This window comes from Sphingomonas aliaeris (assembly GCF_016743815.1).
Classification (GTDB): Bacteria; Pseudomonadota; Alphaproteobacteria; order Sphingomonadales; family Sphingomonadaceae; genus Sphingomonas; species Sphingomonas aliaeris.
The window spans coordinates 2,157,306-2,184,106 of the sequence record NZ_CP061035.1; the positions used below are offsets into that span (position 1 = coordinate 2,157,306).

Consider the following 26,801-nt stretch of genomic DNA (forward strand, 5'->3'; position numbering starts at 1 on the left):
TTATACCGACACCCGGATGGTGCGCGACCTATCTGGAGAATACAATCCTATTTAGGACGCCTGCTTGGAGCGGGGGCGACATAGCTCGCTTTGACACGTTCCGCGGCTTCCATGACCCGCAGCACGTTGTTGCCGGCCAGCTTGGCGATATCCGTATCGCTCCAGCCGCGACGCATCAGTTCGGCCAGCAATGCCGGATACGTCGCCACGTCGGTCAACCCCGCCGGCAGGGTTTCGCCGACACCATCGAAGTCCGACCCCAGCCCGACATGATCGACCCCCGCGACGCGCGCGACATGTTCGATATGATCGGCCACCTGCGACAGCGTCACGACGGGCGCCGGGTTGGCCTTCAGCCACGCTGCATAATCCGCCGCCGCCTTCTCCGGCTGACCGATGTCCAGACCGTCGAACGGCGGCGAATTCAGCCGCGTCTTTTCAGCGGCAGAATCCGCCGACCAGCGTCGATAGGCATCCGATACGTAAGCCGGCGCATAATTGACCATCACGACGCCATTATTGCCCCTGATCAGCTTCAGGACCGCGTCGGACACGTTGCGCGGGTGATCGTCGATCGCGCGCGCGCTGGAATGCGAATAGATGACCGGCGCCTTCGTCACGGCGAGCGCATCGCGCATCGTCGCCTCGCTGACATGACTGAGATCCACCAGCATACCCAAGCGATTGAGTTCGAGCACGACCTTGCGTCCGAAGTCGGTCAGCCCCTTATGTTCGGGATTGTCGGTCGCGGAATCCGCCCAGGAGATGGTACGGGAATGGGTCAGGGTCAGGTACCCAGCCCCCAGCGCGGCATAGCTGCGCAATACCGACAAATTTTCGTCGATCTGTCCGCCGCCCTCGACGCCGATCAAGCTCGCGATACGGCCAGACGCATGCGCGCGCCGAACGTCCGCCGCCGTCCGTGCCATCACGAACGTCTGCGGATAACGCGCGGCGATCGCGTGAACGAGATCGATCTGCTCCAACGTCTGTTCGACCTGCTCCTTGCCCGGCAGCGCGGACGAGACCCATACGGACCAGAACTGCCCGCCGACCATACCTTTGCGAAGCCGGGCGATGTCGGTGTTGTATCGCACCGGACGGCGCGACAGATCGTTCAGATCCATCGTCCAGCGGGCCTCGCCCTCGCGCTCGCGCAGGGCTTCGGGCCAGTCGTTATGGCCGTCGATCAGCGGCGTCGTCCGCAACACGCGGGCGACGCGCGCGGCGTAATCCTGCGCTGCCGCCGGAAGTGGAAGCGCAGTGAACAGCAATGTGGCGCCCAGCCACCGGACAGCTTTTCTCATCGACGCTTCCGTGTCCGGCTAACGCCATCGCCCGGGGCATCGTTTTCGTTCACCGCAACTGCACTTTGACGCTGCTCCTCGTGCACCCTCAGTAACGATTCCATCAATTCTTCCTCACTGCTGGACATAACTGCAAGCACCTCCGCTTCGTCGCACCCCTCGGCCGCCAGATAGGCATGGCCCATGCTCGAATCGATATAGAGTGCCTGCCCCGGACCAAGCGTGACGGCGTCGTAAAATTCGGTCTGCACGACGACTTTCCCGCTCAGAACGTAGAGAAACTCCTCGCCGCTGTGATGCACCAGATCGCCGAACTGTTCGGGCGATCTCGCGCGGATCTTTGTGATGACGGGGACCATCCGCTTGCGACGCAGTTCGGTACATAGATAATAATAGTCGTAATTCGGCGTCTCAATCCGCACTGATCTCGCCATGTCGCTCAGGCTGCGGCGCGCGGTAACCGACTGGGTCGGCTCGACTTCTGCCTCAGCGAACAGCTCCGACATTCTCAATCCAAGACGTTGGCCGAGCAATTGCAGCTTGTCGTACGTCAGGGTCAGACGGTCATGCTCGATCTTGGACAAGGTCGAGACGGGAATACCGGTCTTCGCACTCATCTCTTTAAGCGTCCAACCCTCGCGTGAGCGCATGCCGCGGAGCAGGGCACCTAAAGTGGGTGGGTTTGATGACACGAGAATCCTTTCGCTCGCCATTGACGATCTCTCCGATCAGGATAAGGTAGTCCTAATCAGATATTTCATACATCCTACCGGACCCGGTCGGATGCGGCAATGGCCAAGGGGGGGATGGGCATGTGCGAGGCCGGGACCTGTCGGCTACGCTTTGCAGCGATCCGTTTCCGATACGGCACGTAGCGGGATCTGCCGCACGTTCGATCCTATTCACGACTTTATCGCCATAACAGGAAACCATTGATGGGCAGTCTAAAACTCGACGTCGCGACTAATGTGCTTCGGTTGGCACAGCCGTTCCGCATCTCCGGATACGTATTTGAAACTGCAGAGGTGTTGATCGTCACTCTCCGGGATGACGAATATCGGGGGCATGGCGAAGGCGCTGGCGCCTATTACCTTGGCGACGATCTCGATCATATGCGGGAAGCGGTCGAAACCGCGCGCGCGGCAATCGAGTCGGGGCCGACGCGTGAGGAGCTTCGCTCCATCATGCCGGCTGGCGGCGCGCGCAATGCGGTGGACGCTGCTTTGTGGGACCTGGAGGCGGCGCGGACCGGACGGCCCGTCTGGCAACTGGCCGGCCTGACGGAGGCACCCCGTCCGATCGTCACCACCTTCACCGTCAGCGCCGATACGCCGGAAGCCATGGCCGCACGCGCGACAAGCTATGCCGGGGCAAAGTCGATCAAGATCAAGCTGACCGGCGAGCTCGACCTCGACCTCGCGCGCGTCGCCGCGATCCGGGCTGCGCGGCCCTACGTCTGGCTGGGGGTCGACGGCAATCAGGGCTTCGTTCGTGGCGATCTGGATGCGCTCGTCAACGGTTTGCTTCCGCACGATATCGCTTTGCTCGAACAACCGCTCGCGCGCGGCCGCGACGCCGAGCTGGAGGACTTCCAATCCCCGATACCGGTAGCGGGCGACGAAAGCCTGCTGACGCTAGCCGATGTCGCGGGCGCGGTGGGCCGGTTCGATGTCGTGAATATCAAACTCGACAAGTGCGGCGGGTTGACCGAGGGGCTGTTGATGGCCGCCGAAGCGCGGCGGCTCGGCCTTGGGGTCATGGTCGGTACGATGATCGGCACCAGCCTGGCGACGGCGCCCGGCTTCGTGTTGGGCCAGATTGCGGACCTGGTCGATCTGGATGGCCCGACGTTCCTGGCGCAGGATCGCACCCCCGGCGTCGTCTACGCAGATGGAACGCTCTACGCGCCGGATACCGTCTGGGGCGGTGCTCGCGACACGGCGAAATGACACGCGAGCCCACATGGTTCGGTCAGCCACGCGGCCTGACGATCCTGTTCCTGACGAACATGTGGGAGCAATTCTCCTATTACGGCATGCGTGCCCTGCTGGTCTATTACATGACCAAGCAGTTGCTGATCGCACAAGGCACCGCCTCGATCATCTTCGGCGTTTACACGGCGTGCGCCTATTTCACCCCGATCATCGGGGGCGTCATCGCCGACCGGCTTCTGGGGAAGCGCCGCGCGATCGTGATCGGCGGTTCGATCATGGCCGCCGGCCATTTCATGATGACGTTCGAACCCTTATTCTACGTTGCGCTGGCGACGATCGCATTGGGCAATGGCCTGTTCCTGCCCAGCCTGCCGAGCCAGATCGACGATCTCTACGCACCCGGCGATCCGCGGGTCGGCTGGGCGTACAACGTCTATTATGTCGGCGTGAACATCGGTGGTTTTCTGGCGCCGCTGATCTGCGGCACACTCGGCGAACTTTATGGCTGGCATTGGGGGTTCGGCGCCGCGGGGATCGGGATGCTGGTCGGCCTGTGCATCTATCTGTGGGGACAGCGCTATCTTCCGGCGCAGGCCCTGCATCCCAGGGTCGAGCGCGGGGCGCTGCCCCAAGTGCGGTTCCCACGGGAGATATTCCTGCTGCTGGCTGCGATCGCGCTGGCGGTGACGGTTTTCCGGAGCGCCTATGAACAGGTCGGCAATACGGTCGCGCTCTGGGCGGATATCGGCGTCGATCGCACCACGCCTGTCGGTACGATCCCGATGACCTGGTTTCAGGCGCTCAACCCGTTGCTGGTCATGGTGATGACGCCGCCGCTACTTGCGATCTGGCGAAATCGCGCCGCTGCCGGACGGATCGAGCGGCCGGCGCGCAAGATGGCGCTGGGCGCGGCGGTCGTCGCGGGGGCTTATGTATTGCTCGGCCTGCTGGAACTCGCGGGCAGCCCGAGCCACTGGTCGTGGCTGGCCGCGTTCTTCGTCGTGCTGACGTTCGGTGAACTGTACATCCTGCCGACGGGTCTGGGCCTGTTCGCTCGACTGGCACCTGCGGGGCTTGGCGCGACGACCGTCGCCGCCTGGTATCTAGCGACCTTTGCGGGGAGCCTGGCCGCCGGCCTGGTCGGCACGCTGTGGAGCCGCGTCGATCATTCGACCTACTTTTTCCTGCTTGCCGCTTTGGGCGGTATCGCCGCGCTGATGCTGCGCGCGATCGACCCGTTCGAACGCGTGGTGGAGGAAAGACGTCTGCACGACAAGGTCGACACAAGCGCGGTTTGATGCCGGCCGTGACCGACTTACTTCGCGCGCTCCATCGACAGGATCGACCGTGCGATCGCTATCGCATCCCACAGGTTTCCCAGCCGCAGGTTCTCGTCCTCGGCATGTTGATTGTTGTCGGCATTCGCGACGGCGACTGTGACGCTTGGTGCGCCGAGCACCTCGCGCAGGACATAAAGCGGCAGGCTCCCACCGAGCGAGGGCAGGACGACCGTATCGCGCTCGACCCGCTTGACCGCCGCGATCACGTCGAGCGCGAGCGGGTGGTCGAGAGGGGTGCGTTCGGCATTGTACCCACCGTCCGTAGTCACCTTCGCCAGACGGACGTGCGCCGCGCGTTCGGCCAGGGTCGGATCACGATCGATCACTTCGAAACCGAACGAGCGGATATGCGCAACCAGCCTGTCGAACTGCCGCCGATAATCGTTTCCCGCCACCAGCCGCATATCCAGCGTCGCGGTCGCGGTCGATGGAATGACGTTCCGAGCGCGCGACCCGACATCCGCGCTGCGGATGCCGTCGATGTTGAGCGAGGGCAATTGTACCGCCTCCGCCACCGGTACGCCGCCGCCTTCGCTGCGCCCGAGCGCGAGATCCGCCTTCAGCTTCGCATCGGTGTTCGGGATGGCGGCAAGCGCCTTGCGTTCCTTCGCAGTGAACGGCGTTATGCCGTCGTAAAAGCCCTTGATCGTCACCTTGCCATCGCGATCCTTCATCGACGCGAGCAACTGAGCGAGATCCATCGCCGGGTTCGGCGCCCAGTTTCCGTAATGACCGCTGTGGAGCGGTCGCGACGGACCGTAGACGGTGATCTCCGCGCCGACGACGCCGCGTACGCCAAGCACCACCTGTTTCGCACCCGACGGATTTGCGGGTCCGTCGAATATGATCCAGCCGTCCGATTTGAGCAGCGCGCGGTTGGCACCGATTATGCCCGCCAGATGCGGTGATCCCGCCTCTTCCTCGCCTTCGAAAACGAGCTTGAGATTGAAAGCCGGCCGTTTGCCTTCGCTACGTAGGCGATCGACCGCAGCGAGGATTGCCATGATGCCCGCCTTATCGTCGGAAGCCGAACGTCCGTAGAGGCGCCAGTCCGGATCCAGCCGGGCGCGCTTCCAGTCGAGGACCGGTTTGCCGCCGCGGTCCAGCCGGTCCGAATAGAGTTTCGGTTCGAAGGGACGGGTCGACTTCCAGTCCTCCGGGGTGACCGCCTGCCCATCATAGTGCGCATAGAGGACGAGCGTGCGCGATGCTCCCGGCACCTTCCACTCGCCATATACGGCAGGAGGAACCGACGGATCCGCGCCTTTCAGTAACTGCGGCCTGAGGCCGCGGCGGGCCATCATCGCGACCAGCGCTTCGGCGTTGCGGCGAATACCGGCCGTATCCGCCGCGACGTTGTGGATCGCGAGGAACTGGATATATTCGTCTAGGATTGCAGCCTGTTCGCTCTCGCCGAACAGCGGTGTCTGCGCGACAGCCGGCGACAGAGGAGATGCAACCGCCACCGCGGCGGCCAGCCATTCCCACATCATTTAGGAATACCGATCATATCGGCGCCGCCGTCCAGTTGTACGACGAGCGTCGGCTTCGCCTTGCCGCTGCTCGTATCGGCCTCATCCAGCGTCACCATCGCCGCATGCCATTTGCCTGCGGGATCGCGAAGGATCGCGGTGACGCTGGTCCACCCCTTGGCGTTTTGCAGCGTTCCGATACGCTCCGTGCTCCAGATTGTGCCGGACCGTACGTCCGTCAGCGTCAGCTTGCCTGATGCCGCACGCTGCCCGGGTTGCTGCCGCAGCGATACCGCGACGGTATAGCTTTTATCGTGGCCGCCTACGTCTCCAGTCACTTGCAAGCCCCTGGCCATCGTGGCCGGCGTCATCGGGCGGCTCGGCATGTGCCGGGTGCGCAGCACCACCTCGCCCGTCTTCGTCGCGGTCGATCGCCCTTCGCGCAACGCGACGATGCCGTTTACGACCACGTAGCGCACGCCCTCGGATGGCTTGGTCGGTTCCTGATAGGTCGCATGATCGCGGATCGTACGCGGATCGAACACCGCGATATCCGCGGCCATGCCCGGCGCCAGATATCCCCGGTCGTTCATGCCGATGATCGCCGCCGGCAGCGCCGTCATCTTGCGGATCGCGTCCTCCAGCGTCAGTACCTTCTGTTCGCGGACGTAATGGCCCAGCACGCGCGGGAATGAGCCCCAGCCGCGCGGATGTCCCTTCTGGCCGATCGATGCGCCGCAATCGCAAGCCATGGCGCTGTTGCGATATTTCAGGAACGCAATGACATCTTCCTCCTTGCCGAAGCGCAGGATAGCCGAATGCTCTTGCTGCTCCAGTAGGCGGATCACGGCCTCGCCGGGACGAACGTTCATTTCCCTGACGATGTCCGCGAATTCTCGCCCCATGTTGAACAAATAGATGCCATCGGGACCATTCCAGCGCCGCTTCATCGCGGTCTCGGTTTCGGTGGCGATACGCGCTCGCGTCGCGGGATCCGCAAATCGCTTCAGCATCGCGTCGCGACCACCTGCGATGGCCCAGCCCGGCACGTTCAACGACAGTCCGCTCAAACCGGCGAGATAGGGATAGACGTCGGCTGCGGTATAGGTACCGCGCCTAGTCGCGGCGTCCATAATCGCGATGACTGCCGCTGCGTTGCCCTGCTCGGCCCCTTGCGTTTTAATATGCGTGATAACCGGGATCACGCCGGTCTGTTCGCCGATCGCGATGGTTTCCGCCATGCCCTTGAACGAACTGTAATTTTCTTCGGGCCTGATGCGATCGTGATTGGGAAAATTGGTGCGCCACTTGCCGGCCACCGAAACGACGCCGACCACTTCGTCGACATGCGCGTAATAGCCGGGTTTATAGTCCAGGCCGGAGGCGACACCCCAAGCCCCGTTCGATAGGTTAAGGTCCAGAATGTCGCGCATCCGGGCGATCTCGCCCGACGTGGCGCGGCGATCGTCATTGCCGACGACCTCCGCCCAAGCAGCGTTGAAGCCGATGTACAGCCCGATATTCTCGGCAAGTCCGTTAGCCGCAAAACCGGCTAATTGCTTCGTGATATCGGTCGTGCCGTGGCCGTCCGCATTGGTGATCTCGGTCGTCACGCCTTGTGTGAGCATGTTGACCGCGGTCGCCACGGCATCCGGCTGCGCGTGGCTGTGAATATTGATGAAGCCCGGCGCAACGACAAGGCCGTGCGCGTCGATGATGTCGGTCGCGGTGGCCGACCCCAGATCGCCAACCGCGGCGATGTGTTTTCCGTCGATAGCGACATCGCCCTTGAATGCCAGAAGACCGCTGCCGTCGACGATCGTCCCGCCGCGGATGATCGTGTCGTATGTTTGCGCATGAGCAGCATTCGATACCAACGCGGCTGCGGCGCCGAGTACGCCGGACATCACATGGCGAGACATTGCGCGGATCATCATAGAAACCCCTACCGACAGCGATGCCCAACTTTGAACCGTCGGCATCCAATCGTATCATGACGAGCCTGCCCGTAGAAGCAAGGCAGTTATTATACCTATTCATCCTGATCGGAAAATAGTTCTCTGAAGAGGTTGACGACCTATCGAGTCTCTGACAGCTTCCTCAACATATTAAGAACAGGGGGAAACGTCGTGATCACGGTCAGCGCAAAGCTCTGTACTGCTCTCGCTACGCATACGCTGATGTTCATGGCGTTTCCCGCAGCTGCGCAGGAAGCACCGAACGCCACTGTTCCTGGACCGACCGCGGGGCCGATCCCTGCAGAAACCAATGCCGAGCCGGTGGCGGGGGACGAGATCGTCGTCACAGGATCCCGCATCGCGCGTAGCGGGTTCACATCGCCGACGCCGACCACCGTGCTGGGCGCAGCCGAACTCGACAATGCCGGCGTGACCAATGTTGGCCAACTCGCTCAACAGATACCCGCGTTCACCGCGACCTTCACGCCCGCGACCTCGACCCTTCAGTCACAGCTCGCCGGGGCCGCCTTCCTGAATTTGCGCAACCTTGGAAACAATCGCACGCTGGTGCTGGTGAACTCGCGACGCTTCGTATCGACGACCACGGGAGCGACCGTCGATACCAACGTCGTCCCAAGTTCGCTGATCGAACGCGTCGAGGTTGTGACCGGCGGCGCATCCGCGGCCTATGGTTCGGACGCCGTCGCGGGCGTCGTGAACCTTATCCTCAAGCGGAATGTGCAGGGTGTGACCGGCGAAATCCAGTCGGGCATAAGCACGTATGGCGACAATGCGACGTACAAGGGATCGCTCGCCTGGGGCACGGGCTTCGCCGACGGCGCAGGCCATTTCACGATCGCGGCCGAGGGTGAGAAGAACGAAGGCGTCCTATCCCAGGCCAGCCGTCCCTGGGCGGATGGGGCCTATGGCCTGATCTCCAACCCCGCCGCCGGCAACCCGCGACGGTTCATCCTGCCGGGGCTACAGCTCGCCAATGCATCGCTTGGCGGCCTGTTCGTCAACGGGCCACTGCGCGGCACAGATTTTGGACCCGGCGGGGTGCCCCGCCCCTTCGTTTACGGACAATATCAGGGCGCTTATCAGATCGGTGGCAGCGGGGTCGAAGGCAGCGACCTCATCTCTCTTAGCGTGCCGTTCGAGCGATACTCTTTCTATTCCACCGGCGAGTATGATTTCGGCGGCCTTACCGCGTTCTTCGAAGGATCCTATTCGTATTCGCGCGGCTACAATCCCCGGCTCACCCCGCCCTTCAATCTCGGCAACATCACGATCCAGCGCGACAATGCATTCCTGCCCGCGGCTCTGGCGGCGCAGTTGCCGACGACGACGATCACGACGCCGAACTTCGGACGGTTCAGCCCGGACTTCGGGTATTTCGAAAGCGATACCAGCAACCGCACGAAACGGATCGTCGCGGGACTGGAGGGCGAGATCGGCGCGGGTTGGAAATTCACCATCTACGGCGAATATGGAAAGACGGATTACCGAGCATTGCTGCGCAACAACGTTATCACGCAGCGCTTCACCCGGGCGGTCAATTCGGTCCTGGTCGGAGGCGTGCCGACTTGCCGCGTCAACGCGGTCACCGTGACGGACGCCGCCTGCGTGCCGCTCAATCTGTTCGGACAGGGCAGTCCGAGTGCGGCTGCTCTGGACTATATCCACGGCACTCAAAGCTATGACGTCGATATCGATCAGCGCGTCGCAGCCGCGGAAATCCAGGGCAATCTGTTTCGGATCGGTAAGAACGCCGTAACGCTCGCGGTCGGCGGCGAGGTTCGGCAGGACAAGGTGAGCGGCGTGTCCGACGCGATCTCGCAGTCGGGCGGATTCGCCATCGGCAATCCGAGGGCGCTGGCCGGCAAGATCAACGTCAAGGAAGCGTTTGCCGAGGTACTCGTACCGCTCATCCATGACGCACCCTTTTTCCAGGCGCTTGATCTGAACGGCGCGATCCGCGTGACGGATTACAGCACCAGCGGTACCGTCACGACGTGGAAGGGTGGCGCGACATGGCAGGTGAACGAACTTCTCAGGCTCCGTGCCACGCGATCACGCGATATCCGTGCGCCCAATTCCGACGAACTGTTCACCAACGCCCTGTTCCGCTTCGCCGGTATTTCCGACCCGGCGAATAACGGCTCGACCTATACGGTCCAGATCATCTCGCAGGGCAATCGCGCGCTGAATCCTGAGATCGCCAATACCTTCACTGCGGGCGCCGTGCTCACGCCCGGCTTCGTCCCTGGCCTGCGCGCCTCCGTAGACTATTACGACATCAAGATTCGTGACGGGATCGGACAACTCAGTGCGCAGGAAACCGTCGACGGCTGCTTCACCGGCAATGCCGAGTATTGCGGGTTCATCGCCCGTAACGGCAGCAACCAGGTCACGTCGGTGACAAGCACGCAGGTAAACGTGGCGCGTCAAACGACCCGCGGCGTCGATCTCGAGCTTTCCTACACGCGACCGCTCGGCGACGGGACGATCAGCATCCGTGGCTTGGGCACGTATGTCGATAAACTCGTGCTGATATCGAACATCGATCGCGTCGGTCAGGTTGGTCTGGGATCGAGCGGGGTGCCACGTTGGAAAGCGAATGCGAGCATCACCTACGATCGGGGACCGTTCACTCTCTTCCTGCAGGACCGGTTCGTCGGCGGTGGCACTTATGACGCGACATATGTCGAGGGTGTCGACATCAACGACAACAGCGTGTCGGGGCGCAATTACGTTGATCTGTCGCTGCAGTTGAAGGTGGTCGATACACCCCGTCAACGCGTGCAATTGTTCTTCAACGTCCGGAATCTTCTGAACCAGGATCCGCCGCATACGCCCAGTACGTTCCAGACGCCGTCACAGACCAACGGGGTTTTCTACGACGTGATCGGACGGCAGTTTGCGACCGGCGTCCGGTTCCGGTTCTGAATCGACCTCCCTCCTACGCCGCACGCAACCAGCCTCGATACTGCAACGATATCTCCGTTCGGAAAAATGTGGTCGCGTACCGAGAATCTATGTTAGGCTTCGATATGGACCCGACTGGTCCTTAGATAAAACAAGGCGGGGAATGGGATGATGTTTCGACGATTTATCGGCATGGTCGCAATGGTCGGGGCCGTGGTCACCCCCTCCCTCGTCACGGCACAGGGGCCTGCCCCGACGATCGCCCGGCCCGCTGGCATCGCGCAGCCCGCTCTGCGATTGACGCCGCCGCCCGGCGGCGCGCCCGCGCTAACCCGTGCGGACGTGGACACGTGGCTTGATGGCTTCATGCCCTACGCCTTGGCGGATGGCGACATCGCGGGCGCGACGGTCGTCGTCGTGAAGGACGGCGCGATCCTGACAAGCCGCGGCTTCGGTTATGCCGATATCGCGAAGCGCACACCGGTCGATCCCGCACGCACGCTGATGCGGCCGGGATCGATATCCAAGTTGTTCGTGTGGACCGCCGTCATGCAGCAGGTCGAGCGTGGCAAGTTGAACCTGGATGCGGACGTCAACCAATACCTCGACTTCAAGATTCCGCCGCGCGACGGCAAGCCGATCACGTTGCGCCAGATCATGACTCATCGCGCCGGGTTCGAGGAAGCGGCGAAGGACATCATCTTTCATGATCCGAAGCGGCTCATGCCGATCGACGCCTATCTGAAGCGCTGGATACCGAGGCGTGTTTTCGCGCCGGGAACGGTTCCGGCCTATTCGAACTGGGCGACGACGCTCGCGGGATACATCGTTCAGCGCGTCTCAAACGAACCGTTCGAAGTCTATGTCGAACGTAATATCTTCGCGCCTTTGCGGATGAACAACGCGACGTTCCGCCAGCCGCTGCCGGCGCGGTTCACGGCGCAGGCCGCGCAAGGATATGGACGTGCAAGCGGCAAGCCGATCCCCTTTGAGCTCGTCGGCCCGGCACCCGCGGGCAGCCTGAGCATCACCGGCAACGACATGGCGCGCTTCATGCTCGCGCATTTGAACGGTGGCGAATATGACGGCGGGCGCATCCTGTCCCCCGCAACGACGGCGCAAATGCATGCCGCCCAACCAGGTGGAATCGCGAACCTGAACCGCATGGCGCTCGGCTTTTTCGAAAGCAACATCAACAATCGTCGCGTCATCGGGCATCTGGGCGATTCCGAAGCCTTTCACAGTGCCCTTCATCTGTTCCCCGCCGAGAATGTCGGGCTGTATCTGTCGCTGAGCAGCGCGGGTGACGCGGGCGCGGCCGGCAAGATCCGGATCGCATTGTTCGACGCTTTCGCCGATCGCTACTTCCCGTCGCCCAGCCGCCCGATCGTGGCGGGCGTCGACGATGCGAACGCGCGCCAGCATGCGGCGATGATGGCCGGCAACTGGAGCAATACGCGCGGGTCGCAGTCGAGCTTCATGGCGCTGGTCGGCTTGCTCGGGCAGATGAACGTATCGAGCGGCCCGAAAGGCGAGTTGATCGTCCCTGCGTTGAAAGGCTTCGGCGGCGGCGTCCGCAAATGGGTAGAGGTATCGCCTTTCCTGTGGGCCGATCCGATGAGCCACGAGCGGCTTGGCGCGGAGGTGAAGGACGGTAAGGTCGTCCGGTTCGCGATGGACCAGGTCGCACCGGTAATGGAATATCACCAGACGCCGGCGGCACGATCCTCCTCCTGGCTGCTGCCCGCCCTTTACGTCGCACTCGCCGTGATGGCGTTGACGGCCGTGCTGTGGCCGATCCGGGCCATCGTGCGCCGTCGGTTCAAGGGCGTACTCGCCATGACGCCGCAGCGGCTGCGCGCATTCCGCGCTTCGCGGATCATGGCGATTGCCACCGTGCTGGTGCTTGTCGGCTGGTTGACGACCGTCACCGTGATGAGCGCGGACACAAACAGCCTCGGCAGCGCAATGGATCCGGCGCTGTGGATGCTGCAAATTGCCGGCGCGGTCGTCTTCGTCGGCGGTGTCGCGATCATGGCGTGGAACCTCTGGGCAGCCTGGACGGCACCGGCCGGGTGGCCGGGGCGGATCTGGGCGATCCTGCTGCTGCTGTCCGCATTGGTAATCCTGTGGATCGCTTACGCCTTCGGCCTGATGGCGATGAGCGTGAATTACTGAGGCACTCCGAACGGTGGCAGGAGCAGGCGGATGAAAATACGGCGGATCAAGGTTGCGATCGCCACGGGTGCAATGGTGTTTGCCGCGGCATTTGCACCGCCCCCTGCACCCATGTACGACACGCTGTTGCGCGGCGGCACGATCTATGACGGGCTCGGCGGCGCCGGGCGGGTCGGCGACGTCGCGATCAAGGGCGAACGGATCGTCTATGTCGGGCCGAGAGCGCCTGGCACCGCGACGACAGTGGTCGATGCGGAGGGGCTCGCAGTCGCTCCCGGCTTCATCAACATGCTCAGTTGGGCCGTGGAATCGCTCATCGCCGATGGCCGGAGCCTGAGCGACATCCGGCAGGGCGTTACGCTGGAGGTGTTCGGCGAGGGCGACAGCATGGGGCCGCTATCACCCGAAATGAAGCGTCTCACGCAACAGCGTCAGGGCGACGTTCGCTACGACGTCGGCTGGCAGTCTCTGTTTGAATATCTCGAATGGCTCACCAAACGCGGCATTGCCCCTAATGTCGCATCCTTCGTCGGTGCGACAACGGTGCGCGCCAACGTGCTCGGCGAGAAGGACGTAGACCCGACACCCGAGCAATTGACCCGCATGCGTGCTCTGGTCGCGGCAGAAATGCGTGGCGGGGCGATGGGTGTCGGATCGTCTTTGATCTACGCACCGGCAAGCTATGCCGAAACGCCGGAACTGATTGCATTGGTCGATGAGGTCGCCCGCTGCGACGGTATGTATATCAGCCATATGCGGTCGGAGGGCGACCGGCTGATCGAGGCTATCGACGAACTCATCTCCATCGCCCGCCAGACCGGCGCGCGGGCCGAAATCTATCACTTCAAACAGGCCGGCAAAGAGAATTGGCCGAAGATCGACGCGGCGATCGCTCGCGTCGAGGCCGCTCGCGCAGGCGGCCTGCCGATCACCGCCAATATGTATCCCTATACGATGGGCGGATCGGGGCTGGACGCGTCGATGCCGACCTGGGTGCAGGACGGCGGGCTGGAGGCGTGGATCGAGCGGATGAAGCAGCCTGAAATCCGCAAGCGGCTGATCGCGGAGATGCGCGCGCCGGGCGTGGGCTGGGAGAATTTGTATCGTGCTTCCGGCGGGGCCGAGGGGCTGATCGCATCGGGGTTCAAGTCTGACCGGCTTAAACCACTGGCGGGCAAGACCATCGCCGAAATTGCGAAGATGCGCGGCACCGGTCCCGAAGAAACGATGATGGACCTGGTTATCGAGGATGGCAGCCGGGTCGGTATCCTTTATCGCTTCATGGACGAGAAGAACGTGGCGCGTGCCGTTTCTCTGCCGTGGATGAGCTTCGGTTCCGACGCGGACTCGCAGGCACCGGAGGGTCCGTTCCTGAAATCGCGGCCGCATCCGCGCGCTTACGGAACCTTTGCACGGGTGCTGGGCCATTATGCGCGCGACGGAAAGCGCATGCCGATGGCCGAAGCGATCCGCCGCATGACCTCCCTGCCCGCCGCGAATCTGAAACTGCGCGATCGTGGACAATTGAAGGTCGGATACCAAGCGGATCTCGCGATTTTCGACCCACGCACCATACTCGACCGATCGACCGTCGAAAAACCGCAGGCGTTCGCTACCGGCATGCGCCACGTCTTCGTCAACGGGCAGCAGGTCCTTCGTAATGGCGAACCCACCGGGGCGCGCCCAGGTCAGGTCGTGCGCGGACCAGGCTGGCGAGGATGGCCGGATGGCGGGGCGTGCAAGCCGCGAACCGGACGACCTCGGTAACTGAGGTCCGGTCGCGCGCTAGATCGGAAGTTCGGAGGTCGACTTGATCTCCGACAGTGCGACGGTCGACGTGATTTCCTGTACGCCGTCGAGTTTGCTGAGCTTTTCGAAGAAGAAACGTTCATAGGCTTCGATGTCGCGCGTAACGATCCTCAGCATGAAGTCGGTCGTGCCCATCAGCACGTAGGCATCCAGAACCTCCGGAAAATCCCGGATCGCCTGACTGAAATCGTCCAGGTTCGCGCGACCATGCGCGTTGAGGCGAACCTGGGCGAAGATGTGCGCGTTGAACCCGACTTTCCGCCGGTCGATCACCGCGACGCGCTTCTTGATGATTCCATCGCGTTCCAGCCGGTCGATCCTTCGCCAGCACGGCGACGGCGACAGCCCTACCCGATCGGCGATCTGGGCAGTAGTGAGCGACGCATCGCGCTGCAATTCGCGGATGATCTTTATCTCGAAGGCGTCAAGGCTGGTCATATTCTCCGCGATAGCAACATCATCAGCACAATCCGACCAGATTCACGAAGATCCAGACGGGGTTAGGTCAGATTTGTCCCGGGCCTTCGGCGATAAGCGCGGCTATCGCGAAGGAGATATCCATTGGTCCTCAATTCCTTTCAAAAACCCGCCGAGGAGGTTCACCTTTTCAGCGATGCCGCCTTTGGCCTCGACGCCGCGATCGTTCTACATTCCACCGTTCTTGGTCCGGCAGCGGGAGGCTGCCGTTTCTGGGCGTACGAAGATAGGGACACGATGACGGTCGATGCGCATCGGCTCGCGGAAGGAATGACATACAAGAACGCGCTGGCGGATCTCCCATTGGGCGGCGGCAAAGCGGTCCTTCGCCAGCCAAGGGGCGACTTCGACCGGCGCAAGCTGTTTCGCGCATTCGGAGAGGCGGTTCGGTCACTCGACGGACGATACGTCACGGCGGAAGATGTCGGGACCTCGGTCGAAGATATGCAGACCGTCGCAGAATCGACGTGGCACGTCGCGGGACTGCCGCCGAGACAAGATCGTCCGGGCGGCGATCCATCTCCCTGGACCGCGCGCGGCGTCTTTTTGGCGATGCAGCTTGCGGTCGAACGACGCCTCAGCCGTCCGCTGTCCGAGTGCACCGTCGCCATTCAGGGGGTCGGCAATGTCGGGCGCAACCTAGCGCTGATGCTGCACGATGCGGGGGCCAAGTTGCTTATTGCAGATGTGAATGCCGCGACGATCGAGGACGTTTTAGCGCGCACGGGAGCGACGGCCGTATCCCTTGACGATATTCTGACCGCGAAAGCTGACGTAATCGCACCGTGCGCTTTGGGCGCAACGTTCAACGACAAAGTCATTGGCAAGATCGCGGCCAAAATTGTCTGCGGAGCGGCCAACAACCAGCTAGCCAAGCCGGAGGACGGCGCGCCTCGCCGACAAGGGCGTGCTGTATTGCCCCGATTACGTCGTGAACTCCGGCGGGATCGTCAACGTCGCGGCCGAGTATCTCGGATGGTCCGCGCTCGCCGCACAAGCCCGCGTCGAAGCAACGGCAGAGCGGTTGGACCGGGTCTTCCAGCATGCGGAAGCTAACGGTCTCGCGATGAACGACGCAGCCGACGATCTTGCCGCCGCCTGATCCAGGATCGAGGCGCATTGCGCGAGGTTGCATGACGGAAAGCCATGCGCCGATGCACCGGTACGTCGTACGCGGCGGGCGCGATGCGCAATTCCCCCTCAGGGTGTTCAATCTGTTCGCCCAGCAGGCCCTGTTGGTCGAGGAGTTCCGTGTGACGACCGACGGAGATGAATATGCCATCGACATCACGATCGACGCGCTCAGCGAGACCGGCGGGGCTATCATCCTGGAAAAGCTGCGCGCGATGGTGCTTGTCGATTCCGCCCACTGCGAGATTGGTTGAGTTTCTAAACACGGTGCCGCTCTTCGGCTGATGTCGGGAACCGCGCGGATAGGAAAATCTTGCCTATGCGGCCCGGCGGCCGATCAACGTTCTATAATGGGACAATGAGATCGGCTGGCGTTTGAGATAGCAATGCATCGTACCCATTCTGTCGGCATGCGCCATCGTGAGAAGATCGCTTCTGGAAGCCAATTGTGAGGGTGCTTCTATACCTGCCGGTGGTGACGCCGTGGTGGTACACGAGCATCATCGAACCGATCATGCGACGGCTTGTAGAGGTGGCGGATGTCCATATCCTTGCGCCTATTCCTTGGCGCAATACGGGGATCCGTCCGGAACAGATTTCTAGTTGCCGCGACCTGCCGCAAATTACCTGGCACATTATTGACGACCCCGGCCATACCGATCTGCGGTTCAACGCCACAAACGTCCGCGAAGATCTCCTATCGTTCGTTCGCAGCTTGGCGCCCGATCTTACCCTGTGCCGAACCGCTGACTTTGAAACCGCGTATCGATTTCCCGGGATAGTGCGATTTCTGATGGAGGTGGCCGCTACTCCATTTTACGTCACCCCTTGCACGTCGATGATTGCCGAACGGCCGTTCGCAAACGGCGTCATGCCCGAACTAGGCGTTGCGGCATCACGCCGTCTGGACGACCTTGTGGACTCGCGCTGGACCGAAATGCGACAGCATTGGGACGCCACGATCCCAGACCGGACCGTTTTGCGTGAGGCGCTGAGCATTTCTGATGACCGCCCGCTGCTACTCATGCCGCTCGAATACGACGACAAGGAGAACTTCTTCAACGATCATTATATGAGCACAGGCACGTGCAGTCTTGCCATGATCCGGGAGGTCGCGGAAAAGTTCGCAGAGCATTGGCACATCGTCGTCACCGACCATCCCCTGAATGAACTGTATGTAGATCGATCGAAGCTGCGCAGTGCGATTTCGGCACTTGGCCGCAATGTGCAACTTTCCGAACCGACAGTCGCGGGAATACCAGCCACGCTGGCTGTGGCGCGGCATGCTAACGGCATGGTGCTCGGCAATTCGAAAAGTTTCGGGCTTGGCGCGCTCTTTTCGGTCCCGATGGTGCGGCGATCGGCGTTTGCGAGCGCCGACTGGCTCGCATGCGATACCGATCTGGACAGGTTCGAGCCATTGGCACGGACCGGAAAAACCGCCGCCCCATCACAATCAGACGCCCGACGCTGGTTTGCCTATCATCTTGCGAATGAAGCCTTCGATCCGACCGATCCTGATCTAAGCGGAGACGATCTGGTTGATCGCATGACTCGCGCTGTCAATCCCGATCGGTGGGACGCCGGCATGGCGCGCGTACTCGCGGTCAAGCACGAGCCGGTTCAGTGAGCCGTTCCGCAGCCGTTGTCGCGCCGCGATCCTTCGTAAAGCACGCTTCGGTCGAGTGGTTTACCGAGGTCATCGCATGCGAACGGCGGGCGCTCGAGCGGTTCGAGCATGACATTCCCGACGACGTTTCAGCATCGGTCGATCTGCTCGCGGCCAGTCTGCAACCCATTCTCTGCATCGGTATCGGCAAGTCGGGCCTGGTCGCTGCGAAGGTCGCGGCGTCATTCTCCAGCCTTGGCACTCCGGCGTTCTTCGTCAACGCAGCGGAAGCGGCGCATGGCGATCTCGGCGCAATCCAGCCGGGATCGGTCGTGCTACTCTTCTCGAACAGCGGCAGTACGGAAGAGATCTTGCGTATCCTGCCGTCGTTAAAGGCTAGAGACTGCGTGTTGATCGGCATAATCGGGTGTGCAGCATCGCCTATCGGCAGACTGGTCGATCACGCCATACTGGCGGCCGTCGAGTGCGAGGCGGACCATATCGGTATGGCGCCGTCCGCAAGTACCACTTTACAAATGGCGATCGGCGACGCCTTGGCCATATCGGCGAGCCGGGCGCGCGCATTCACGCGGGCCGACTTTCTTCGCCATCACCCCGCCGGCGCACTGGGGCGGCAAATGACCCCGATCCGAGCGATCATGAAGACTGGCCCCGATGTTCCACGTGTCTTGCCATCTGCTTCGATGGCGGAACTGCTGGCCGTCATGTCCGGCGGCCAGATGGGGGCGGCCTGTGTTGTCGATCATTCGAGCGTATTGCTGGGCCTGGTCGTCGATGGCGACATCAGGCGGCATCTGCAGGCACGTCACGACGTCTATTCCACACCTGCCCGCACGGTCATGAAAAGCGACCCGCGCGTCATTGCACCCGATGCGACCGTCGGCGATGCGATGCTGGCGCTGCGCGGTGTCGGAACGGGTGTGCTCGTACTGCCCGTAGTCGATCACGATCGACGGCTCCACGGACTCGTCCATTCCAACGACATCATGATTGGTTGATAAGATGAAGATCGTCGCCTTCGTTCCTGCAAAAGGAAGTAGCGAGCGTGTCGCGAGCAAAAATACCCGTATTCTGGACGGCGAGTACCTGTTCAAACGCAAATTACAGCAAGCGCTCGATTGTCCCGAGATCACCGAAGTCTGCCTGGATACCGAGAGTGACGCGTTGGCCGCGCTTGCCGACGACTTGCCCGTTTCAATTCTGGCACGTCCTCCAGCACTGGCGACAAACGATACGGACGGGCACGAGATGTTCGCCTGGGAATGCGCGCAGCGTCCCGACGCGGACCTTTGGGTACAGTTGCTCTGCACCGCGCCGTTCGTGACCAAGGACACGATTTCGCGCGCGATAGCTGCGCTGCTGGCAAATCCTCAGGCCGACAGCCTTGTCGCGGTCAGCAGGTCCAAACACTATAGATGGGAAGGACAGACGCCAGCTTATGGCGTCGGCCGCATCCCCAACAGTGTCGATCTACCCGCCACGATCGTCGAGGCGATGAGCCTGTACATCGTGCGGAAAAATAGCGAATCCTGCCCCGCTCGGCGTTACGGTACGAACCCGATACTCTTCGATCTCGATCCACTGGAGCAGATCGATATAAATCTCGTTCAAGACCTGACCGTCGCGGAAACGATCGCGGCGGGAGTTCGAGCTGCGGAAGTTACCCGGTTCCGCGCCATGCTGCCGCATCTTTCCTCATCGATATTATCCGATGTGTCGAAGGAGCTTGGGTTGCAAGTGGTACTGCCGGCGGCGATCCGCCCGACGACTGGCGGCAAGCTGTTGGGAAGAGCCAAGACACTGGAGCTGACGGCGTTGGCGCAGCGGCCCGACCGGTCGGTCGGAGGAGCCTGGAACGGCATTTACGATGCGCTTCAATCCTATCGCTTCGTCCGTCCAGGCGACGTCATCATGGTCGCCACCGATTTACCACAGCACGCCTATTTCGGGGACCTGAACGCCAATCTCGCGATCCGGTCGGGGGCCGTCGGGGCCGTGATCGACGGTGCAACCCGCGATACGACCGACGTCCGGGCTCTTGGATTGCCGGTCTACGCCCGCAGCCGGACATGCGACGACATCAAATACGAAGGCACGGTCAAGGCGATGAACCGTCCCATCCGCATGGGCGGGGTGCAGGTCTGCAACGACGACGTCATCTTTGCCGACGAAGACGGCGTCATCGTCATTCCGCGCGCGCGATGGGCGGAGGTCGAGGACAAAGCCTGGGCAGTTCTGTCTTGCGAGGCGAATATCCGGATGCAGGCGGCGCGCGGTCGCGACGTGGAAGCGATCCTCGCGGATCATGGCGCATTTTGAAGGAAAGCCACGGTGCTGAAGACAGTGAAGGTGGGCGCGATCGAGATCGCCAACAACAAGCCGCTGGTGCTCGTTGCCGGGCCCTGCGCAATGGAGAGTCGCGCACATGCACTGGAGATGGCACAGGCCATTTCCGGTATCTGCGAAGAAGCCGGCATCCAGTTCATCTACAAGAGTTCTTACGACAAGGGGAATCGGACGTCGATCGACGCCCCTCGCGGGATCGGCATGGCCGCGGCGCTCGACGTATTCGCAGAATTACGTGCGCGCTTCGGATGCCCCGTGCTCACCGACGTGCATGATGCGAGCCACTGCGCGGCGGTGGCGGAAGCGGTCGATATTCTACAGATTCCCGCGTTCCTGTGCAGACAGACGGACTTGCTTGTCGCCGCCGCGCGGACAGGCCGCACGATCAACGTGAAGAAAGGCCAGTTCCTCGCACCCTGGGACATGCAGAACGTCGCGGCAAAGATCGCCGCCTCCGGCAACGACGACATCATCCTGTGCGAACGTGGCGCGAGCTTAGGATACAACACGTTGGTCAGCGACATGCGATCGCTCAAGATCATGGCGGAAACCGGATATCCGGTCATGTACGATGCGACGCATTCGGTTCAGCAGCCCGGCGGGCTGGGCACGAGTTCAGGCGGGCAGCGCGAGTTCGTAGCCCCCTTGCTCGCGCGGCCGTAGCCGTGGGCGTGGCAGCGGTCTTCATCGAGACGCATGAAGCGCCGGATCGGGCGCCGAGCGATGGGCCGAACATGGTGCCATTGCAGGAGATGCCCGCATTGCTGCGGAGCCTTGTCGCGTTCGACAGGCTTGCCAAACAGCCCGACTGATCTCGCTTCGACGAACCGACAGAATTCCAAGCGAGGCCGTCATGGCGTTGGTGAAACCCGAAACCTCCGTATGATACCCGTCGTATCGGTATTGTACGACATAGCATCCATCGGACGGGCGGTCGTCCGGGACACAGATGGAGGACAGCATGGCTTACGTCACGACAGCAGACGGCGTGGAGATTTTCTACAAGGATTGGGGTCCCAAGGATGCGCAACCGATCGTGTTCCATCACGGCTGGCCGCTGTCGTCCGACGACTGGGATGCGCAGATGCTGTTTTTCTTGGCCAACGGCTACCGCGTGGTCGCGCATGACCGCCGCGGTCATGGTCGCTCGTCGCAGACGGGGTCCGGCCACGACATGGATCATTATGCCGCCGACGCATCAGCGGTGGCCGAACATCTCGACCTGAGGAACGCGGTGCATATCGGGCACTCGACCGGCGGCGGCGAAGTCGCGCGCTATGTCGCGAAATTCGGTCAGCCGCAGGGGCGGGTCGCAAAGGCCGTTCTGGTAAGTGCCGTCCCCCCTGATGGTCAAGACGGACTCAAACCCCGATGGCACGCCGATCGCGGTGTTCGATGGGTTTCGCGAGGCATTGGCGGCCAATCGCGCGCAGTTCTTCCTCGATGTGGCATCCGGTCCTTTTTACGGTTTCAACCGGGACGGTGCGAAGATTTCCGACGGGGTCGTGCGCAATTGGTGGCGGCAGGGCATGATGGGCGGCGCGAATGCACATTACGAAGGCATCAAGGCGTTTTCGGAAACCGACCAGACCGAGGATCTGAAGGCGATCACGGTACCCACCCTCGTCCTGCAAGGCGATGACGATCAGATCGTGCCGTACAAGGATGCATCCCTGTTGCAGGCGAAGCTGCTGCCGAATGCGACGCTGAAAGTCTATGAAGGCTTCCCGCACGGAATGCTCACGACCCATGCCGATGTGATCAACCCGGATCTGTTGGCATTCGTCCGCGCCTGACCATCGAGAGCAAGACGAAGGGGCGGAAATCTTCCGCCCCTTTTTCCGTGCGCGCCGAACCCAGCCGGCGCGCTAATAATAGCGGGGGATAGGCCCGACCTGCCGGGTCTGATCCGGCAATTCCACCTCGACATCGTCGATATAGCACCAGCCCCAGCCTTCCGGCGGATCATAGCCTTCGATGATCGGATGCTGCGTCGCGTTGAAGTGCGCCCGTGCATGCCGGTGCGGGGACTGGTCGCAGCAGCCGACATGCCCGCAATCGCGGCACAGGCGAAGGTGCAGCCATTTGCTGCCGATCTTCACGCATTCCTCGCAACCCCTGGCACTCGGCGTAACATGGTGGATGGTATTCATGTGCGTGCAGGTCATGATTGCATCTCCGGATTGGACTGTGCTGCGAACATGCTGTGGATCTGGGCGACCACGGCAGCGCCCTCGCCGACCGCAGCAGCCACGCGCTTGGTGGAGCCGGCGCGCACATCGCCGATCGCGAAGACGCCGGGCCGACTGGTCTCGAGCGGTAGCGACTCGGCACCGGTGACGATGAAGCCCTTCCCGTCCGTCTCGACGCATTCGCGTGCCCAGTCGGCATTGGGGTCCGCACCGATGAACAGAAACATGTGCCGCACCTCGCGACGCGTCAGCGTACCGTTACGCCGGTCGCGAAACGTCGCAGCGGAAAGACCGCTCTCCCGGTCGCCCTCCAGCCCGGCAATCTCGCTGCCGACGTGCAACTCTACGTTCGGCAAGGCGGCGATCCGGTCGATCAGGTAGCGGGACATCGTTGCCTCCAGTTCGCGGCGTACGACGAGGTGCAGCTTGCGCACCTGCGGCGCGAGGAAGGCCACCGCCTGCCCGGCCGAGTTGCCGCCGCCGACGAGCACGACTTCCTCGCCCGTGCAAAGCCGAGCCTCGATCGCGGACACCCAGTAGGAAATACCCGCACCCTCGAATTGCTCGAGATTGGGGATGTCCGGGCGGCGGTAGCGCGCGCCGCTCGCGATCACGACGGACCGTGCCGTCACGCGGCGATCCTGCGCGCACAGCAAGCGCAGACCCGGCGTATCGCAATCCAGTCGCTCGACCGAAACGGGAATTGCGACCTCCGCCCCGAACTTGAGCGCCTGATTGAACGCGCGTCCAGCGAGCGCTTGACCCGAAATGCCCGTCGGGAAACCAAGATAATTCTCGATCCGCGCCGAGGCCCCGGCCTGGCCACCCATCGCCCTGGAATCCAGCACGATGACCGACAGTCCTTCGGACGCGGCATAGACGGCCGTCGCCAGACCCGCAGGCCCCGCGCCGACGATCGCAACATCGAACACGCGGTCCGCGTCGATCGCCGGAACGACTCCAAGGCAGGCGGCAAGCTCCTCGACGCTTGGGCGCTTCAGCACGGGACCCGCCGGGCAAACCACTAACGGCAGTTCTTCCGGCAAGACGCCGGTCCGTTCGACGAGCGCCCTGCCCTCTTCATCAGAGCGAATATCGAGGACAAGGTTCGGAAGACCGCTGCGGCCGAGGAAATCCTGCAAGCGTGTCATGTCTGGGGTGCCCGGGGTGCCGATCAGGATCGTGCCTGCGCCCCCTTCCTCGATCAAGCTGACGCGCCGGAGGATCAATGCGCGCATGACGATCTCACCCACGTCCGCCGACCCGACCATCAGCGCGCGCAAATGTGCCGGGTCCAGCGGCAATGCGGTGCAGCCGTCCGGCCCCGCACGCCCGGCGGCGATCGAGGGTCGCCCGGCCAGTTGGTTGACCTCGCCCGAAAATTGTCCGGCTTGATGAACGGTGATCGTCGCCTCGCGGCTGAGACCGTCACGCCGGACGACGTGGATCGTACCGTCAAGCACCAGCCAGGCCGGCGCGCCATGATCGCCGATCGCATAGATCGTCTCCCCCGGATCGAAGCGAGTCTCCGGACCGCTGGCGAAACGGCGTACCGTATCGATCTGCGGCTGTGTCAGGACCGGGAAACGCTGGTGCTCTCGCGTGTCGATCATGCTGATAATGTCCTTGTTTCCGAGTGATCGGCAAAGTCGTTCAGGAACATGACGTCGCATGACACCGCCGTCCACGCCATCATACGCAGGTTTGGGTGCGAGGCCGTCCATCGGACCCGCCGCACGACGCACCGGCTACGCCGCACGCCCGAGAGGCATTGAATATGCGCGGCGGAGACCAGATGCGTGATGGGATATGTCTTCGATCTCCATTGCAACGCGATGGAGTTGCAGTTTTTTGTGCAATCGGTCAGCCTTTGCGCGGAGGTCGCGATTGTTCGATCGTTTCGGGAGGCGGCAATGGGGGGTGACAGACTGGGCGGACGGTGGATGGCCGTTATCCGCGCCGCAATGGCATCGTGCCTTGCAGCGGGTATCTTCGCGCTCGACATACTCAGCCCGCTACAGGGCGCCGTCGCGGTCTTGTACACGATCGTCGTCCTGCTGATCGCGCGCGAACAGAGACGCCTTCCAGTGCATATCGCTGGCGCCGTGTGTGCGTCTCTGGCGATCATCGGATACTGGATCAGTCACGGCGCCGATCCCCTGGGATCGCCGACGATGCGGCTGGGCGTCAGCCTCGTCGCGATCGCCACCACGGCCTTGCTGTGCGCCCGCCAGATCACCGTCGCGGCGGAGCGCAGGCGGGCCGACGAACGCTATGGCATGATCTTCGACGCGACTGGCTTTCCGATCTGGGAATCGGATTGGTCCGCCGCCTATGAAATGCTGACGGCCGGCGAAGCATCCAGCCTCGATCTGGTGCAGCGCGCGGCCGGGCCGACCTATATCCGGGATGCCAACCAGGAGGTCGCGCGACTGTTCGGCTATTCCGATCGGTCCGAATTGATCGGCGGCAACATCATCGCGCATCACACGGTTGCCGCACAAACCGCGCAGGTGCGGATTTTCGAACGGCTGCTGCGCGGCGACATGCCGGTCGAGGAAGAAGTGCAATTTCGCACGACGACCGGCGACCTTATCGACGTGGTGCTGCGCGTGACATTGCCGCCCGACCATCAGGGGTGGAAGCATGTCCTGATCACCGCGCTGGATGTGACGCAGCGCAACCGTGCGCAAGCGAAGCTTGCTGAATCGCAGGCCGAACTCGCCCATATGGCGCGGGTCACGACGCTGGGACAATTGGCGGCGTCGATCGCGCACGAAGTGAACCAGCCACTGTCGGCGATCATCACCTACGCCAAATCCGGCCGACGATGGCTTGCGCAGGAAGCGCCGGGCGCCGCGGAAGTGGCCGATTGCCTCGATCATGTCGCGTCGAATGGGCGGCGTGCGGCGGATGTCATCGCCCGCATTCGCGACCTTGCACGGAAGACCGAGCCGCAGCGCGAGACGGTCGAGATTTCGAAACTGGTCGCGGACACCGTAACGATCCTGGACCGCGATCTCGGTGCCGGGCATGTCGCCGTTCAGGTCGCGCTGGACAATCGTCTTCCGTCCGTATGCGGAGACCGCGTCCAATTCGCAGCAGGTGCTGATGAACCTTCTCATCAACGCACAGCAGGCGATGGTGGAAACGCCCGTGGAGCGTCGTTCGTTATGTATAGGTGCCCGCACCGAAGGCGAACGGGTGGTGATAGATATCAGCGACTGCGGTGTAGGGCTTTCCGGCGCCGATCCGGAAAGCCTGTTCAAACCGTTCTTTACCACCAAGCAGGACGGCATGGGCATGGGTCTGTCGATTTGCCGATCGATCGTGGAGCAGCATGGCGGCACGCTGTCAGCGGCAGGAAATGCGGGCGGCGGAGCGACATTCAGCCTCCGCCTGCCGATTGCGGACGAGTTCGAAAGGATCGCGGCGTGACGTCAGCCGATACAGAAGCGCCACTCGACTGCGTCTGCGTCATCGACGACGATGCGGACGTTCGCGGAGCGATCGGCAGCCTGTTGCGCTCCGTAGGGTACGATGTGCGCTTGTATGACGGCCCGGGCGCGTTCCTGTCCGCCGGATCGCCCGATGCAACGTCGTGCCTTGTCCTGGATATTCGCCTTTCCGGGGAGAATGGACTCGACTTTCAGGAGCGGCTTGCCGCCCAGGGTATCGTGATCCCGGTGGTGCTTATCACGGGACATGGCGACATTCCGATGACCGTACGGGGAATGCGTGCGGGCGCGATCGATTTCCTGCCCAAGCCGTTCGAAGACGATCAATTGCTGACCGCCGTTGCCGCCGCGCTGGACACCGATCGAACGCGCCGCGCGACATCGGCCGGCGTCGCGGGGCTTAAAGCCGGTTACGAACGGCTTACCCCGCGGGAGCGCGAGGTCATGAGGCTCGTGGTAACCGGGTTGATGAACAAGCAGGTCGCCGCGCGGCTCGCGCTCAGCGAGATCACCGTCAAGATCCACCGCGGAAACGTGATGCGCAAGATGGAGGCGCAGTCGCTGGCCGACCTCGTACGCATGGCAGAACAGCTGGGCGTGCGGGACGAAAGCATTCACCGGTTTAATATCTGAGTATGATG

At 62.4% G+C, this 26,801-nt stretch carries 19 protein-coding genes and 2 pseudogenes; 14 read left to right on the forward strand and 7 right to left on the reverse strand.

What is annotated here, in order from left to right:
- Positions 1–47: 47 nt before the first annotated feature.
- Both H5J25_RS10220 and H5J25_RS10225 read right to left on the reverse strand, forming a co-directional pair.
- Positions 48–1,307 (reverse strand): dipeptidase, encoded by a 1,260-nt coding sequence (locus H5J25_RS10220; protein WP_202090672.1) that lies wholly within the window; start codon positions 1,305–1,307, stop codon positions 48–50.
- Positions 1,304–2,020 carry a helix-turn-helix domain-containing protein gene (locus H5J25_RS10225; RefSeq protein WP_202090674.1) on the reverse strand — a complete coding sequence of 239 codons (717 nt, stop codon included), beginning with the start codon at positions 2,018–2,020 and terminating at the stop codon, positions 1,304–1,306. Before H5J25_RS10225 ends, H5J25_RS10220 begins: the two co-directional genes overlap by 4 nt.
- 222 nt (positions 2,021–2,242) lie before the next feature.
- On the opposite strand from H5J25_RS10225, the gene H5J25_RS10230 reads away from it, so the two are divergent.
- Together H5J25_RS10230 and H5J25_RS10235 are read left to right on the forward strand one after the other, a co-directional pair.
- Entirely contained in the window at positions 2,243–3,256 is a 1,014-nt protein-coding gene (locus tag H5J25_RS10230) for a dipeptide epimerase (protein ID WP_202090676.1), read from the forward strand.
- Complete coding sequence (locus H5J25_RS10235; protein WP_202090678.1) at positions 3,253–4,539, forward strand: peptide MFS transporter; 1,287 nt, start codon at positions 3,253–3,255, stop codon at positions 4,537–4,539. The genes H5J25_RS10230 and H5J25_RS10235 overlap by 4 nt, the downstream gene beginning before the upstream one ends.
- 17 nt (positions 4,540–4,556) lie before the next feature.
- Here H5J25_RS10235 and H5J25_RS10240 read toward each other — a convergent pair whose 3' ends face one another.
- Positions 4,557–6,074: a M20/M25/M40 family metallo-hydrolase gene (locus H5J25_RS10240; RefSeq protein ID WP_202090680.1), complete on the reverse strand. Its 1,518-nt coding sequence runs from the start codon at positions 6,072–6,074 to the stop codon at positions 4,557–4,559.
- Positions 6,071–7,987, reverse strand: coding sequence for an N-acyl-D-amino-acid deacylase family protein (locus tag H5J25_RS10245; protein ID WP_225883041.1), 1,917 nt, complete (start codon positions 7,985–7,987; stop codon positions 6,071–6,073). The genes H5J25_RS10240 and H5J25_RS10245 overlap by 4 nt, the downstream gene beginning before the upstream one ends.
- Before the next feature lie 252 nt (positions 7,988–8,239).
- On the opposite strand from H5J25_RS10245, the gene H5J25_RS10250 reads away from it, so the two are divergent.
- From H5J25_RS10250 to H5J25_RS10260, 3 genes are all read left to right on the forward strand, one after another.
- Positions 8,240–10,960, forward strand: a complete 2,721-nt coding sequence (locus tag H5J25_RS10250; RefSeq protein ID WP_202090684.1) for a TonB-dependent receptor domain-containing protein — start codon at positions 8,240–8,242, stop codon at positions 10,958–10,960.
- Positions 10,961–11,110: 150 nt separating this feature from the next.
- Entirely contained in the window at positions 11,111–13,117 is a 2,007-nt protein-coding gene (locus tag H5J25_RS10255; RefSeq protein ID WP_202096287.1) for a serine hydrolase domain-containing protein, read from the forward strand.
- A 30-nt stretch (positions 13,118–13,147) separates the two neighbouring features.
- Positions 13,148–14,884 carry an N-acyl-D-amino-acid deacylase family protein gene (locus H5J25_RS10260; RefSeq protein ID WP_202090686.1) on the forward strand — a complete coding sequence of 579 codons (1,737 nt, stop codon included), beginning with the start codon at positions 13,148–13,150 and terminating at the stop codon, positions 14,882–14,884.
- Between the two features lie 18 nt (positions 14,885–14,902).
- Here H5J25_RS10260 and H5J25_RS10265 read toward each other — a convergent pair whose 3' ends face one another.
- Positions 14,903–15,364, reverse strand: coding sequence for an Lrp/AsnC family transcriptional regulator (locus H5J25_RS10265; protein WP_202090688.1), 462 nt, complete (start codon positions 15,362–15,364; stop codon positions 14,903–14,905).
- 123 nt (positions 15,365–15,487) lie between these two features.
- On the opposite strand from H5J25_RS10265, the gene H5J25_RS10270 reads away from it, so the two are divergent.
- The 8 genes and pseudogenes from H5J25_RS10270 to H5J25_RS21635 all read left to right on the forward strand — a co-directional run bounded on the left by H5J25_RS10270 (position 15,488) and on the right by H5J25_RS21635 (position 22,306).
- The gene (locus H5J25_RS10270; protein WP_225883042.1) at positions 15,488–16,459 is read left to right on the forward strand and encodes a Glu/Leu/Phe/Val dehydrogenase dimerization domain-containing protein; all 972 of its coding nucleotides are present in this window, start codon (positions 15,488–15,490) and stop codon (positions 16,457–16,459) included.
- Between the two features lie 77 nt (positions 16,460–16,536).
- Positions 16,537–16,788: a hypothetical protein gene (locus tag H5J25_RS10275; protein WP_202090689.1), complete on the forward strand. Its 252-nt coding sequence runs from the start codon at positions 16,537–16,539 to the stop codon at positions 16,786–16,788.
- Positions 16,789–16,988: 200 nt separating this feature from the next.
- Positions 16,989–18,164 (forward strand): hypothetical protein, encoded by a 1,176-nt coding sequence (locus H5J25_RS10280; protein ID WP_202090690.1) that lies wholly within the window; start codon positions 16,989–16,991, stop codon positions 18,162–18,164.
- Positions 18,161–19,162, forward strand: a complete 1,002-nt coding sequence (locus tag H5J25_RS10285) for a KpsF/GutQ family sugar-phosphate isomerase (protein ID WP_202090691.1) — start codon at positions 18,161–18,163, stop codon at positions 19,160–19,162. The genes H5J25_RS10280 and H5J25_RS10285 overlap by 4 nt, the downstream gene beginning before the upstream one ends.
- A gap of 4 nt (positions 19,163–19,166) precedes the next feature.
- Positions 19,167–20,483: an RraA family protein gene (locus H5J25_RS10290; RefSeq protein ID WP_225883043.1), complete on the forward strand. Its 1,317-nt coding sequence runs from the start codon at positions 19,167–19,169 to the stop codon at positions 20,481–20,483.
- A 66-nt stretch (positions 20,484–20,549) separates the two neighbouring features.
- Positions 20,550–21,322: pseudogene (gene kdsA / locus H5J25_RS10295) on the forward strand (3-deoxy-8-phosphooctulonate synthase).
- Between the two features lie 272 nt (positions 21,323–21,594).
- A pseudogene (locus tag H5J25_RS21630) lies at positions 21,595–21,927 on the forward strand (alpha/beta fold hydrolase); the annotation flags it as partial.
- The gene (locus H5J25_RS21635; RefSeq protein WP_404829527.1) at positions 21,857–22,306 is read left to right on the forward strand and encodes an alpha/beta fold hydrolase; all 450 of its coding nucleotides are present in this window, start codon (positions 21,857–21,859) and stop codon (positions 22,304–22,306) included. The pseudogene H5J25_RS21630 and the gene H5J25_RS21635, both read left to right, overlap by 71 nt.
- Before the next feature lie 72 nt (positions 22,307–22,378).
- On the opposite strand, the gene H5J25_RS10305 is transcribed toward H5J25_RS21635, so the two are convergent.
- The gene (locus H5J25_RS10305) at positions 22,379–22,678 is read right to left on the reverse strand and encodes a UBP-type zinc finger domain-containing protein (RefSeq protein WP_202090694.1); all 300 of its coding nucleotides are present in this window, start codon (positions 22,676–22,678) and stop codon (positions 22,379–22,381) included.
- Complete coding sequence (locus H5J25_RS10310) at positions 22,675–24,321, reverse strand: FAD-dependent oxidoreductase (protein ID WP_202096288.1); 1,647 nt, start codon at positions 24,319–24,321, stop codon at positions 22,675–22,677. Before H5J25_RS10310 ends, H5J25_RS10305 begins: the two co-directional genes overlap by 4 nt.
- A 294-nt stretch (positions 24,322–24,615) precedes the next feature.
- Between H5J25_RS10310 and H5J25_RS21810 the strand changes: the two genes are divergently transcribed.
- Positions 24,616–26,793 (forward strand): response regulator, encoded by a 2,178-nt coding sequence (locus H5J25_RS21810; protein WP_202090696.1) that lies wholly within the window; start codon positions 24,616–24,618, stop codon positions 26,791–26,793.
- Positions 26,794–26,801: the final 8 nt, after the last annotated feature.